Source organism: Streptomyces sp. Y2F8-2 (assembly GCF_014905555.1).
In the GTDB taxonomy this organism is placed as follows: Bacteria; Actinomycetota; Actinomycetes; order Streptomycetales; family Streptomycetaceae; genus Streptomyces; species Streptomyces cynarae.
On sequence record NZ_BNGS01000002.1, the window covers coordinates 476183 to 488680 of the forward strand.

Genomic DNA, 12498 nt, shown 5'->3' on the forward strand with positions numbered 1-12498 from the left:
CCCACGAGGAGACCCATGTCCGGGCCGAAACGCGTCAGAAAGGCCGCCGCTGCCGCCGTGGCGACCGCTGCCGCCGCCACGGGCACGCTCACTTCCTCCGGCGACATGGACACCTGCCAGGGCGACAGCGGCGGTCCCCCGCTCACCGGGGGCGTCCTGGCAGGGATCACTTCCTGGGCGACGGCTGTACGGAGAGCGTGGTGACCGCGCAGGTCAACACGTAAGTCCCAGAAGGCTCCTGGGGTGACACCCCAGGTAGATACCAGGGGGCGTTGCGGGCCTCCACGAGCGGCCCGCAACGCCCCCTCTCCACGTCACTTCCATGGTCCTGCACTTCCCCGCCTGTTTGAATGGGCGACGGATGGGAGGGCCGCACATGGTGTCCACGGACCGCTTCCTGGCGTTCGCCGCGATGTCCCTGCTGGTGATCGTGATCCCCGGTCCCAGCGTGCTGTTCGTGATCGGCAGGGCGCTCGCGCACGGCCGCCGCACCGCCGTGGCTACCGCGCTCGGCAACGTCTTCGGCTCCTACCTGCTGGTGGTGGCGGTCGCGGTCGGCGTCGGCTCGCTGGTCGAGCGGTCGGTCGCCCTCTACATGGCGGTCAAGCTGGCGGGGGCGGCGTACCTGGTCCTCCTGGGCGTGCAGGCGTTCCGGCACCGGAAGGAGCTGAAGGCGTCGGCGATCAGGGCGGTGCCGACGGGCCCGGCGCGCGGCGATCTCCGTACGGTCCTGGACGGCGTCCTGGTGGGCGCGACCAACCCCAAGGGGGTGGTGTTCTTCGCCGCGGTACTCCCCCAGTTCGTGAACCACTCGGCGGGTCGTGTGCCGTTGCAGATGCTCCTGCTGGGCCTGGTCCCGATCGCGATCGGCCTGGTCACGGACACCCTGTGGGGGCTGACGGCGTCCGCCGCCCGCACGTGGTTCGCCCGATCCGACCGCCGCCTGTCGCTGATCGGCGGCGCGGGCGGGTTCACGATGATCGGGCTGGGGCTGACGGTGGCGGTGACCGGGCGGGCGGACTGAGGCGCCGCGGGACCGCGTCGCGCATCGGCGTCAGGGGCGTGGGGGGACGACGGTACCGAACCGGATGTCGTACGACGTGCCCTCGTGCATCGCCTTCAGCATCCGCGCCCCCTCCTCGGCCACCTCGTCCCGCTCGGCCCCGGTCAGCCCGCGGAACGGCTCGATGACGAGCGCGTCCTCCTCCAGCTTCCACACGCCCGCGAGGAAGCCGTCGACGAGCAGGGTGCGGTAGGCCTGGTTGCCCACCGCGTTGCGGCCCTTGAGGTCGGGGGGCACGACGCGGGAGCGGTCGGCGTGGGAGAGGAGCAGGTTGTCGTACTCGGGCAGGAAACGCGGCGGAGCCGGGGTGTCCGGGTCGGGGCGGGGGGCGTCGGGCAGGTCGAAGAGTTCGACGCCGTGCTCGTCGCGGAAGGTGACGAGCCGCGGGCGCAGCCGCTCGAAGGCGTCCCGCAGCCGCGTGAGCCCTGCCCAGGTCTGCATGTCCTTCACCGAGGCCGGGCCGAAGGCGGCGAGGTAGCGCAGGACGACCGAGTCGGGCGCCGGGGCGGACTCGGCGGGGCGCCCGAGCCAGTGCTCGGCGGTGGTGAGCGCGACCTGGCCGCTCAGCCCCCACAGGCCGCGTGGGGTGACCTGGACGAGGGGCAGCCGGCAGCGGGCGGCCAGTGCGAGGGCCTGCGGGTCGGCGTCCGGCCACTCGCCGAGCAGCGCGTCCCGCAGTTGCGCCATGGTGCGCGGTTCGGCCTCCACGAGGTCGCGGGCGAGGGCGGCGAGCCGGTCGAGGTCGACGCCGGCGAGACCCTTGCGGAAGGCGGTGAGTTCCCGGTCGCGTGCGGGCTGGACGAACGGCCGCAGGGTGAGGCAGTCGTCGGCGGTGTGGGTGTGGATGGTGGACCGCAGGGTGACGATTCGGACGACCTCGCGGTCGGCCATGAGCCGCGACAGATGCTCGGGGGCGAAGCCCTCCAGCCGTGCCGCGAGCGCGTAGTACGGCGGCTTGACGTTCTGCGCCTGGAGGCCGGCCAGGTGCGCGACGGCCGCCTTCGCGGACAGCGGCGAGCGGCGGAGCAGCAGCTGACGGGCGAGGGTGGCGCGGTTGAGGGCGCGGTGCGGGAGGAGGGGAGCGGTGGTTGTGGGCCGGTCGGCCTTCCGTGCCGCGGGGCTCGTCTTCGTCATGCCGGGACGGTAGCGGGGCTTGCGGACATCTGCTGTCCGCAACGGCCGAGCGGCGCCCCGCCGGGCTTCCGACGGGGCCGGTCCCTGCCGCTGGTGGCGGACGCCCGGGCGTCGCCGATCCGCTTCTACGGCGCTCCGCCTCCTTGCTTCTTCGCGTCCTCGATGGCCTTGAGGTAGTCGTCCGGCGACAGTTTCGCGCACTGGGGCAGGCCGTTGTCCGCGGTGTCGTCCTTCGCGGCGACGATCGCCTTGGTGCACGTGGCGATCCGCTCCGCGCGGGCGGCGTCGTCGGCCGCCCCGGCTGTCGCGGAGGGGCTCGGCGCCGAGGATTCGTCGCTGCCGGAGCCCAAGGCGGAGCATCCGGTCAGCATGAGCACGGCTGCGGCGAGTAGGGAGATGGTGTGGCGGCGCATGGATCTCCTTGGAGGCCGAGTGGTGGCCGAAATCATGCACCCGAACGCGCACTTTGAGTGATACTCGAGTGACGCTGTGTCCGTGTTGTGATCTGCGACTGGGGCCCTCCGTTGTCGCAGTGGCCGTCGACGGCGGATCCGATGCCGCGCTGCGTCCGTGGTGACAGGATCGACGCATGGACACCGAGACGGACTGGGTGTACAGGGTGCTCGAACCGCACGGCTCGGAGGGGTGGCGCCCCTACGGCAGCGACCCCGAACGGTGGCGGGGCATGATCACCACCGATGACTTGAGCGAGGGACCTCGATACGCCGTCTCTCTCGTCGTCGCCGACCTGATGACCGAGTGGCAGGCCCTCGGCCTCCCTCGGGCGAGGCACGTACGGGTCTTCCTCTGGCGCGACGAAGAGGGCGACGGAGCGGACGCGGACATCATCGTGGAGGTCCGGCCGAGCATCCACGCCGACTTACCGGCGAGCGACCGCGCTCGACGGCCCGGTGGTGCCGGGGCGGTGCAGGGCTGCTGGTGCGAAGTGAAGTGATGCGAGGTCAGGTTGAGCTGTGAGGGCAGAGTGGTGATGCTGTAGCGGTGCCCGCCATATCCGACAGCCCCTCAGCCGTCCACCCAGTCACGCTCGTCCACCGGATACGGGCGGGCGATCCGGCGCTGTGGGCCATCGTCACCGTGGTGTTCGCCCTGTACACGACGCTGTCCGTGGCCCGCTACCTGACCGGCAGCCCGGCCTCCTGGGACCTGGGCATCTTCACCGAGGCCGTGGCCCACTACGCCAAGGGCGACGCGCCCATGGTGGCGATCAAGGACATGGACCAGCGGGGCGACCATTACTCGCCCGTCCTCATGGTCCTCGCGCCGTTCTTCCGCGTGTTCCCGTCTGCGGTGACGCTGCTCGTCGCCCAAGCCGCGCTGGCCGCCGCTTCCGTGGTGCCGGTGTACCGGGCGGCCGAGCAGCTGCTGACGCGGAACGAGGCCCGGCTGATCGCCGCGGCCTACGGCCTGTCGTGGGGCCTGGCCAACATGGTGTGGTACGACTTCCACGAGATCGCCTTCGCCGTGCCGCTGCTGGCCTGCTCGATGTCCGCACTGGCCCGCCGCTGTCCGTGGGCGGCCTTCTGGTGGGCCGTCCCTCTGGTGTGGGTCAAAGAGGACCAGGGCTGGACACTCGCCACGATCGGCCTGATCGTGGCGCTGTTCTACCGGCAGAGGCTCGCAGGAGGACTGCTCGCCGTGTGGGGAGTCGGCTGGGCCCTGCTCGCCACCTACGTCCTCATACCGGCGATGAACCCGAGCGGCACCTACCCGTACTGGAAGGACAGCCCTCACCACCTTGGTGTCCTCGCGACCAGCTGGGAGGCGAAGGGCCCGCTGCTCGCGCTGCTCCTACTGCCTACGGCCGGCCTTGCCCTGCGTTCACCGCTGGCGCTCGCCGCCGTGCCCGCCGTGGCCCTTCGGCTGGTCTCCTCCAACCACGCCTACTGGGGCACCAGCTGGCATTACAGCGCGACCGCCATGCCGATCCTGTTCGTCGCGGCCATCGACGGTCTCCACCGTTTGCGCACCCGGCCGTCGTGGGCGCGGGGCAGCTTGTCGCCCTGGCTTGGCGCGCACGGACCGGCGCTGATGGTGGCCGTGGCCGCCGCCATGGTGTTCCAGTCGCCCCTGCATGAGCTGTGGCAGCCGGGCACCTACCGCACTCCCCAGCACATCGAAGCGGCGTCGCAGGCTGAGCGGATGATCCCGTCGGGACAGACGGTGGCCGCGACCATGGGCCAGCTGGCGTCGCTGGGCGCCCGGAACGACGTGTGCTGGAACCGATGCCCGGCACCACCTCAGTGGATCCTGCTGGACCAGGCCAAGGGCACCTGGTGGCAGTGGCAGGTGGAGCCCTCCGCGGTGACCGGCGACTATCGGCACGCCACGTACCGGACGGTGTTCCACACGGACCAGGTCTGGCTGCTCAAGAGGGTTCGTTGACGCCGGCGGCTACGACCGGCAGACGACCGGTCCCTCAATGACCTGCTCGCGCCGGCCCGGCCGCTCACGCGAACGACCGGGCCATACTCAACACCGCGTCAGGGCAGCTTCCACTCCCCGGTCTGATCCGCGAATCCCGAGTCCATCGTGAACTGCACTGTCGCCACCTTCGAGCCCTTCGGCACCTCGAACACGATCCAACCCAGCGCCTTCGCGCCCGGCTTGAGCTTCACGTCGGCGGACATGGACGGCCCGGCGGTGATGTCCGCGAACGTCGACTCGAACTGCTGCCCCTGCGTGTCAGCGACCTGCGCACCGTTTGAGGGACTGTCGCCGTACACAGCGGTGCCGGTGTTGACGAGCCGGAACTGCACGCCCACGTATCTCTTTCCGGCGTCGGGGGTCATGAACTCGTCGCTGGACTTGGCAGGGTCAGCGACCTTGACGACGGTCACATCCAGTCGGCTGCCGTCCTCCATGCCCTTCACCGTGATCGTGTCGCCGACCTTGGCAACCTCGGGCTTCTTCGCGGCCGGCTCCTCCGTGGCCTTCTTCTGACTGCCGCCCGCGCCTGCAGCGGCGGAGGCCTTCGCCTGCGGTTTGTCCGTGACGGTGCTGCCACCGCCACTACCGACGACCGCGCTGACGATGCCGATGACGACGGCGACGGCGACGACGCCGAGACAACCGAAGCCGATCACCTTGCCCGCGTTGGACTTCTTCGGCGGCTGCGGCTGGAACGGCGGCGGGGCGCCGTAGCCCGGCTGCTGCGGGCCGTTCCAGCCCGGCTGCTGCTGGTCGCCCCAGCCCGGCTGCTGCTGCGGATACTGCTGCTGGCTCATGATTCCCCCCAGGGTTTCGTGGTGTACGTGTGATGGACACGTAAAGGAACCGTATGGTTGCACGATTCACGTAAAAAAATGGAGGGGGTGAAGCAACCCGCGCCGCCGAACCTGCGTCCGTCGGCCAGCCACCTCCCTCGCAACGGGCGTGCTCCATTCGGTGGGATTTCGGTTACGTGCGGTGCGGTGGCGCGTTGGTGCTGCATGAGCAGAAGTCGCAGGCTGCGGGACCTGTCAGGGGCGCCGGCATTCGACCAGTTGAGGGCCGAGCTGGCTCGTGCTGCCGACTCGGTTGCCGGGGCACGGCCGCCTCGGCGAAAGGCGATCGACACATCGCTTCGCCCGGCGAGTGCGGAACCGGACGAGGACGGCGGCGAGACGGCGCCACCCGGCTCGGGCTGAGGTCACTCGCCCGCCTTCTCGAGCGGATAGCGGCGGCCTGCGTGCGGTGCAGGGGACCGCGCCTGTGCCGACTCGGAGAACCGGGGTGCCATGATCGCGGGATCAGCCGCAAACGCCCGACCGGCACCTCCGGAGGGCCGTAGGCTGCACCGTACGGGGTGTTCGCCACTGACGACGGCGCGGTGTTCCGACACCACGACATCGCCGAGTTGCACGCCGTGCTGTCCGGATTCGACCTGGTGGACGAGCGCCGGATCGACGTCGGCACGATGAACGGCCACCGGTCGCAGGCGGTGCAGCTTCTGGCCCGTAAGCCGTGAAACCTCACCGCCATCCGTTCGACGATCGACTGCGCGAACCCACTCCCCCGCGAGTCACATGCCCCTCGGGCCGCCCGTGGGCAGGTCATCCGCACGCTCGCCCGTGACCAGGTAGACCACGCGCCGGGCCACCGACACCGCATGGTCGGCGAACCGCTCGTAGTAACGGCCGACCAGTGTGACGTCCACGGCCGTCTCCACCCCGTGGTGCCACCGGTCGTCCATCAGGTGCTGGAAGATCGCACGGTGGAGCTCGTCCATGCGGTCGTCGTCCTGCTCCAGCTGGAGTGCTGCCTTGACGTCCTGGGTGAGGATCACTTCGGCCGCCTGCGCCATCAGGCGCTGCGCGAGCTGCCCCATCTCCAGGATCGTGCGGCGCAGATCGCGGGGCACGGCCCGTTCGGGATAGCGCATCCGGGCCAGCTTGGCCACATGCCGGGCCAGGTCTCCGGAGCGTTCCAGGTCCGCGCTCATACGCAGCGAGGTGACCACGGTCCGCAGGTCGGTCGCGACCGGCTGCTGCCGCGCCAGCACCGTGACCGCCCGGTTCTCCAGGTCGCGCTGCAGGTCATCGACCTTCTGGTCGGCTGAGATCACGCTCTCGGCAAGCTGCAGATCGGCGTCCAGGAGCGCGGTGGTGGCCAGACCGATGGCCGAGCCGACCAGGTTCGCCATCTCCACCAGTCCGTCACCGATCGAAGCCAGCTCTTCGTGATACGCCTCGCGCATCGCGTCCTCACCCCCAGTCGTGTGTCCGCCGGCCTTCGCCCCACTGCCAGGCTCGCACACATCACCCACGCCACCAGCGACGCCTCAGACCCTTGACCGGATTCGCCACACGAGCACGCGGCGCGCGATGATCTCGACCACGCCATACTGCACCGGGCGCCCTCACTCTGCCGGTACGTGAGCCACACGCGGACGCCGCCGTCACCGCACCGGAGCGTCAACCGCCGCGCATCGCGGCGGGCTCGGGGCCGGCCCCGAGCAATCCGAGGGCAAGCGGCTAGGCTGCGAAGCCGGAGCATCGGCGCCGGGCGGAGGGGCTGGTTCGATGGGTGCACGCAGGACGCGGGTCCGCGAGGTACGCCGTCGGCTCGCGCACGAGGGGCCTGCGTGGAGGCGGGACCGCGAGGCGGACTTCGAGACGGTCACGGTGCCCGAACGCGAGTGCGACCAACTGCGCGACCTATTGATCTCCGAGGGCGCGCAGACGGTTGTCGAGATCGGTCTCGCGTACGCCAGTTCCGCGCTCGCGATCGGCGAGGCGCTGATCACCGTGAACCCGCCGCACCCCCGGCACATCATCATCGACCCGTTCCAGGAACGTGACTGGTCCAACGTCGGCTGGGATCTGCTGTGCTCTGCCGGGCTGGATTCGATCGCCTCGCTCATGCCCACTCCTTCATCGATCGCGCTCCCACAACTCCTCGCCGAGGGGATCCGCGCCGACGCGGCGTTCGTGGACGGCAGTCACCGGTTCCACGAAGTCTTCGTCGATCTCTACTTCCTGCGAAAGATCGTTCGTCCCGGGGGGCTGATCGTGATCGACGACGACTGGGCGCCGTCCGTGCGAACCGCCGTGCGCTACTACGAGCGGAACCTGGGGTGGACGGCGATTCCGGACGCCTTCCCCGGCGAAGCCGTGACGACGGCCGGCGCCGCCTCTCCGTCCGAGCCGAGGAGTCGCTGCAAGGCCCTCCGCTTGCCCGACCCCTCGTTCGAACCGCCCTTCGAGGAGTTCCACGCGTTCTGAGGCACCCCCTCACCCCTGACCGGACCGGCTGCGGGAGGCTGCCGCACCGGCGGCGGCGTCGGTGCGGCAGCCTCCGGTCGCCCTCCCCCTCCGCGAGGGCGACCGGCGACTCCCGGTGACCTGGACGGCCAGGTACGGCACTCAGTCGAAGACCGGCTCAGAGGCCCAGATCGGCGGCCAGGCAGGAGAAGGACATCCATGACCCTTCGGGGTTGTAGGCGTTCCGCGCCGGGTCGTTCGGCGTCGCCTGCTTCTCTTCGACCATGTCCTCGAAGCGAATACGCTCCGGCAACGTGCCGAACCGTGCCTGACGTGCCGCAGCAGCACTGTCCACGGTGCTCTGGCTCTCCATGGCCAACTCCGCTCAGTCGGTGGCTTCTCGCCTTGCGGATGTCAGACTCACATCCCGCCGCGTCACCTGTCAAGACGGTGACGCAATACGGTCTCCGTCAGGCCCGCAGCGAGGCTCGTCGACCTTCTCGCCGGACACCCGCACCCTCGGGCGATCAACGGCGCCGCAGCGACGGGTCGAGGAGCGCGGGCGGAGTGTCGTGCTTCTCGTGCGGGGCCAGGTCGGTGCCGGGAGCGACGATCCCGTCGATCGCGTCGAGCACGTCGGCGGAGAGCACGGTGTCCGCGGCGGCGAGCTGCGCGTGCAGATGCTCCGGCGTGCGGGGGCCGATGAGCGCGCTGGTCACGGCGGGGTGCGCGGTCACGAAGCCGAGCGCGAGCTGGATCATCGTCAGTCCGGCCTCGTCGGCGACCTCGGCCAGCCGCTCGACGGCGTCGAGCCTGGCACGGTTGGCGGGGACGGCGGTGTCGAAGCGTTCCGGCATGAACGCCGAGCGGTGGGTGGTGACCTCCCGGCCCGCCCGGACCGCACCCGACAGCCAGCCCGAGGCCAGCGGGCTCCACACGAGCACGCCGAGTCCGTACTCCTCGGCCACCGGCAGGACGTGGCTCTCGACGCCGCGCTGCAGGATCGAGTAGCTGGGCTGCTCGGTGACGTAACGGCTCAGGCGGTTCTCCCGGGCGGCCCACTGCGCCTGCACGATCCGGTATGCGGGGAAGGTGGAGGAACCGAAGTAGCGGATCTTTCCCGCGCGTTGCAGATCGGTCAGGGCCGACAGCGTCTCCTCGTCGCTGGTGTTCGGGTCCCACCGGTGGATCTGGTAGAGGTCGACGTGGTCGACACCGAGGCGGCGCAGGCTGTCGTCCAGCGCGGTGACCAGCCAGCGGCGCGAAGCGCCCCGGTGGTTGCGCTCGGCGCCCATGGGCATGGCGGCCTTCGTGGCCAGCACGATGTCGTCGCGGCGGCCGGCGACGGCCTTGCCGACCATCTCCTCCGACTCGCCGTCGCCGTACATGTCGGCGGTGTCGATGACGTTGATCCCGGCCTCGAGGGCGGCGTCGACGATGGCAGTGGCCTCGTTCTGGGTGGTGCGCCCGATCCGGCCGAAGTTCATCGCGCCCAGCGCGAGGGAGCTGACCTGCACTCCGGTGCGGCCCAAGGTGCGGTACTGCATGGCTGTGTCCTCCATCGAGGGTGGGGCGGGGCGGCAGGGCATGACTTGGTGCCGGACCCCTGCTCTGACATCATGAACAAGTGGAACCTCGTTCCGGAACGATACGGAACACCGTTCCGCTTTTGCAAGGGTGGTCGTGGAGGGAGCGGCGTGGTGAGCGAGAGCGACGAGGGCGCAGGGCGGACGGCCGCGCCCAAACGGAAGGACGCCCGGCGCAACAAGGAGGCGCTGCTCGACGCGGCCGCCACGGTGTTCGTCCGGTCAGGCGTGGATGCGCCGGTACGCGACATCGCGGCCGAGGCCGGAGTCGGGCTCGGCACGATCTACCGCCACTTCCCGACCCGGGCGGACCTCATCATCGCCGTCTACCGGCACCAGGTCGACGCCTGCGCAGACGCCGGTCCGGCCCTGCTGGCGAGCAGCGCAACGCCGTACGCAGCACTGCGGGAATGGATCGACCTCTTCGTCGACTTCCTGGTCACCAAGCACGGGCTGGCCGCCGTACTGCAGTCCGACAACGCCGGCTTCGACACACTGCACGCCTACTTCCTCGACCGCCTCGTGCCCGTCTGCACCCAGCTGCTCGAAGCCGCGGCCGCCGCGGGCGAGATCGGTTCCGACATCGCGGGCTACGAACTCATGCGCGGCGTCGGCAACCTCTGCATCGGCGCGGACAACGACCCCCGCTACGACGCCCGCCGACTGGTCGAGCTCCTCGTCGGAGGACTGCGCCGGCCGCACTGAGCTCTGACCTCCTACGGCCTGATCTCGAAGCCGCCACGCCCGTCGAAGCGCACCTCCCGGACCGCGTCGAACCCGTCCGCCGGGGACGGCCTGCGCAGCCGCTTCAGGGTCGCGAACACGCCGACGTCCGGGACGCGCACACGGTCCTCTCGAGCAGCGTTGCGGCGGAGCGAGCCCGTGAGGTCCGGCGGGAACCAGTACGCCGTGACCGTCGCGCCGTGGGCGTGGCCCGCTTCCACCAGCGGGCCCCACTCCTGCGGTGAGGGGTTGGTGTTGTCCACCGCCACCGGCCGCCCCGCCGCGAGGGCCTCCTGCACCTGCCGCATCTGCCGCCGCTGCTTGTTGCGGGCGCGCCGGGGGAACAGGTCCTTGCTGACCAGCACGTACCGGCCGGACAGGTGCTGCGTGTAGAAGGTGGACTTCCCCGACGCCTGCAGCCCGACGAGCACCGCCATGTCCAGTCCTGTCCCCATACGGGCCACGATGACACGAGGCCGGCGGACGGGCGAAGCCCCGTGCGGCTCGGCGTTCCCGCGGACCGGGCGGACGATGGAGAGTGCGGAGGAGTCATCTCCGCTGGAGAGCGTCGTGACGAGAGCGGCGCGCGCCCGGCGGCCGCCCGGGCGGGATCGCGGCCGACGGGCCGGGCGCCGGGAAGGCGGGGCGTTCGGTGAAGGAGACACTGTCTCTCGGGCGCATCGCCGGCGTGCGCGTCGGCCTGCACTGGAGTGTGCTGGTCATCATCGTGCTGGTCGCCGTCGTCCTGGCCCGCGGGCGGCTTCCCGCGGCCCACCCCGGCCATCCGGCCTGGGCCTACTGGGTGGCGGCGCTGCTGACCTCACTGGTGTTCCTGGCGTCGCTGCTCGCACACGAACTCGCCCACGCGGTCGTCGCACGCCGCAACGGCGTGCAGGTCGAGGGCATCACACTGTGGATGCTGGGCGGTGCCGCCCGGCTGCGCACCGAGGCGCCGACGCCCGGTGTGGAACTGCGCATCGCCGTGGTGGGGCCGCTGACCAGTCTGATCGCGGGCGGGGTGTGCACCGGCCTGACCGTGGGGCTCGACGCCCTGCACGTCTCGGGTCTCGTGGTGGAGGCCGTCGCCTGGCTCGCCGCCATCAACATCGTGCTGGCCGTTTTCAACGCCCTGCCGGCGGCCCCGCTGGACGGCGGACGGCTGCTGCGGTCGTTCCTCTGGCACCGCACCGGTGACCGGGTGCGGGCGACCCGGGGCGCCTCGGCCGCGGGCCGCGTCCTCGGCTGGTTGCTGGTGGGCGGCGGGTTCGCGGCGGTGCTCTTCGCGGGCAACCTGTCGGGACTGTGGTCGGCGTTGATCGGCTGGTTCCTGATCAGCACGGCGACCGCGGAGGCCCGCCAGGCGGAGCTGCGCAGCGCCCTGCAGGGCGTCCCGGTGAGCCGGGTGATGACCTGGGACCCGGTCACCGTGCCCGCCGCTGAGACCATCGCCCGGTTCCTCGCGGACACGCCCTTCGACCGGTTCCGTCACTCCGCCTTCCCGGTCCTGGCGCCCGACGGAGGCGTGGCCGGGCTGGTCACCGCCGGCGCCGTCCGCGAGGTCCCGCCGCACGCCCGGCCGACCACCACGATCGGCCAGGTGATGCGCCCGCTCGCGGACATCGAGACGGCCGCACCCGGCGACATGGTCGTGGACCTGCTGCCCCGCCTCCAGGAGAGCCGGGAGCGTCGGGCACTCGTACTGGACGACGGGCGTCTGGTCGGCATCGTCACGCTCGCCGACATCAGCCGTGTCGTGACCTGGCTGACCGGCACACCCCGCCGGGAGGGTTGAGCCGTCCGCGCGACCGGGGCCAGGCCGCGGTGGTCAGATCGGCCCAGTGGATGGCGTGGCCGGTCTCGAGATGGTCGCCGTGGGCGGCGGCGACCCGGTCGACGATGTCCAGGCCGCGTCCGCGCTCCTCGTCGCCGCAACTGGCCGCCCACTCCCCTTCCGTGGCGGCGGGCCCTCCGTCGGTGACCTCCACCCGCACCCGGCCGGTGCCGGCATCCCGGCTCAGTCGCAGGGTGAGCGGCGGTCGGGCGTGCTCCACGGCGTTGGTCACGAGTTCGGACACCACCAGCAGCACCGGATCGGCGATCTCCGGCGCCACCTTCCAGCCCGCCAGGGTCCGTTCGGCCATCTTCCGCGCTTCTCCGGCGGCCTCGGGGCGGTGGGCCAGCATCCAGGTGCGAGGGAGACCGCGGGTGTCGACGATGGTCTCCATGCCGATCACGCCCTCTCACGGGGATCGGTTCCACAAGGAAGAACAAGGACTTCCCCGGCACC

Annotated in this window: 15 protein-coding genes and 1 pseudogene; 8 read left to right on the forward strand and 8 right to left on the reverse strand. The window is 71.0% G+C overall.

The genetic code is table 11. From position 1 onward, the window contains the following. Positions 1–93: 93 nt before the first annotated feature. A pseudogene (locus SY2F82_RS07540) lies at positions 94–198 on the forward strand (trypsin-like serine protease); the annotation flags it as partial. A gap of 178 nt (positions 199–376) precedes the next feature. Further along, positions 377–1024, forward strand: a complete 648-nt coding sequence (locus SY2F82_RS07545; protein ID WP_200418168.1) for a LysE family translocator — start codon at positions 377–379, stop codon at positions 1022–1024. A 30-nt stretch (positions 1025–1054) separates the two neighbouring features. Here SY2F82_RS07545 and SY2F82_RS07550 read toward each other — a convergent pair whose 3' ends face one another. Together SY2F82_RS07550 and SY2F82_RS07555 are read right to left on the reverse strand one after the other, a co-directional pair. Further along, positions 1055–2197 (reverse strand): winged helix DNA-binding domain-containing protein, encoded by a 1143-nt coding sequence (locus SY2F82_RS07550; protein ID WP_200418169.1) that lies wholly within the window; start codon positions 2195–2197, stop codon positions 1055–1057. Positions 2198–2322: 125 nt separating this feature from the next. Then, positions 2323–2610 (reverse strand): hypothetical protein, encoded by a 288-nt coding sequence (locus SY2F82_RS07555; RefSeq protein WP_200418170.1) that lies wholly within the window; start codon positions 2608–2610, stop codon positions 2323–2325. Positions 2611–2786: 176 nt separating this feature from the next. Here SY2F82_RS07555 and SY2F82_RS07560 point away from each other — a divergent pair, with 176 nt between their 5' ends. Both SY2F82_RS07560 and SY2F82_RS07565 read left to right on the forward strand, forming a co-directional pair. Next, positions 2787–3152 (forward strand): hypothetical protein, encoded by a 366-nt coding sequence (locus SY2F82_RS07560; protein ID WP_200418171.1) that lies wholly within the window; start codon positions 2787–2789, stop codon positions 3150–3152. 47 nt (positions 3153–3199) lie between these two features. Continuing rightward, positions 3200–4603 (forward strand): DUF2079 domain-containing protein, encoded by a 1404-nt coding sequence (locus SY2F82_RS07565; protein WP_200418172.1) that lies wholly within the window; start codon positions 3200–3202, stop codon positions 4601–4603. Positions 4604–4701: 98 nt separating this feature from the next. Here the strand turns inward: SY2F82_RS07565 and SY2F82_RS07570 are convergent, their stop codons facing one another. Continuing rightward, positions 4702–5445, reverse strand: coding sequence for a DUF4352 domain-containing protein (locus SY2F82_RS07570; RefSeq protein ID WP_200418173.1), 744 nt, complete (start codon positions 5443–5445; stop codon positions 4702–4704). A gap of 560 nt (positions 5446–6005) precedes the next feature. On the opposite strand from SY2F82_RS07570, the gene SY2F82_RS07575 reads away from it, so the two are divergent. After that, entirely contained in the window at positions 6006–6167 is a 162-nt protein-coding gene (locus tag SY2F82_RS07575) for a hypothetical protein (RefSeq protein WP_200418174.1), read from the forward strand. Positions 6168–6221: 54 nt separating this feature from the next. On the opposite strand, the gene phoU is transcribed toward SY2F82_RS07575, so the two are convergent. Further along, positions 6222–6896, reverse strand: coding sequence for a phosphate signaling complex protein PhoU (gene phoU, locus SY2F82_RS07580; RefSeq protein ID WP_200418175.1), 675 nt, complete (start codon positions 6894–6896; stop codon positions 6222–6224). A 325-nt stretch (positions 6897–7221) separates the two neighbouring features. Here phoU and SY2F82_RS07585 point away from each other — a divergent pair, with 325 nt between their 5' ends. Further along, the gene (locus tag SY2F82_RS07585; protein WP_200418176.1) at positions 7222–7923 is read left to right on the forward strand and encodes a class I SAM-dependent methyltransferase; all 702 of its coding nucleotides are present in this window, start codon (positions 7222–7224) and stop codon (positions 7921–7923) included. 157 nt (positions 7924–8080) lie between these two features. Here SY2F82_RS07585 and SY2F82_RS07590 read toward each other — a convergent pair whose 3' ends face one another. Both SY2F82_RS07590 and SY2F82_RS07595 read right to left on the reverse strand, forming a co-directional pair. After that, positions 8081–8275 (reverse strand): hypothetical protein, encoded by a 195-nt coding sequence (locus SY2F82_RS07590; protein WP_200418177.1) that lies wholly within the window; start codon positions 8273–8275, stop codon positions 8081–8083. A gap of 154 nt (positions 8276–8429) precedes the next feature. Beyond that, positions 8430–9449: an aldo/keto reductase gene (locus SY2F82_RS07595; RefSeq protein ID WP_200418178.1), complete on the reverse strand. Its 1020-nt coding sequence runs from the start codon at positions 9447–9449 to the stop codon at positions 8430–8432. Between the two features lie 153 nt (positions 9450–9602). Between SY2F82_RS07595 and SY2F82_RS07600 the strand changes: the two genes are divergently transcribed. Next, positions 9603–10193, forward strand: a complete 591-nt coding sequence (locus SY2F82_RS07600) for a TetR/AcrR family transcriptional regulator (protein WP_200418179.1) — start codon at positions 9603–9605, stop codon at positions 10191–10193. An 11-nt stretch (positions 10194–10204) separates the two neighbouring features. Here SY2F82_RS07600 and SY2F82_RS07605 read toward each other — a convergent pair whose 3' ends face one another. After that, positions 10205–10666: an ATP-binding protein gene (locus tag SY2F82_RS07605; RefSeq protein WP_200418180.1), complete on the reverse strand. Its 462-nt coding sequence runs from the start codon at positions 10664–10666 to the stop codon at positions 10205–10207. 197 nt (positions 10667–10863) lie between these two features. Between SY2F82_RS07605 and SY2F82_RS07610 the strand changes: the two genes are divergently transcribed. After that, positions 10864–12003 (forward strand): site-2 protease family protein, encoded by a 1140-nt coding sequence (locus SY2F82_RS07610; protein ID WP_200418181.1) that lies wholly within the window; start codon positions 10864–10866, stop codon positions 12001–12003. On the opposite strand, the gene SY2F82_RS07615 is transcribed toward SY2F82_RS07610, so the two are convergent. Next, a complete protein-coding gene (locus SY2F82_RS07615) occupies positions 11954–12436 on the reverse strand; it encodes an ATP-binding protein (RefSeq protein ID WP_200418182.1) in 483 nt (160 codons plus the stop codon). The genes SY2F82_RS07610 and SY2F82_RS07615 overlap by 50 nt on opposite strands. Between the last annotated feature and the right edge of the window lie 62 nt (positions 12437–12498).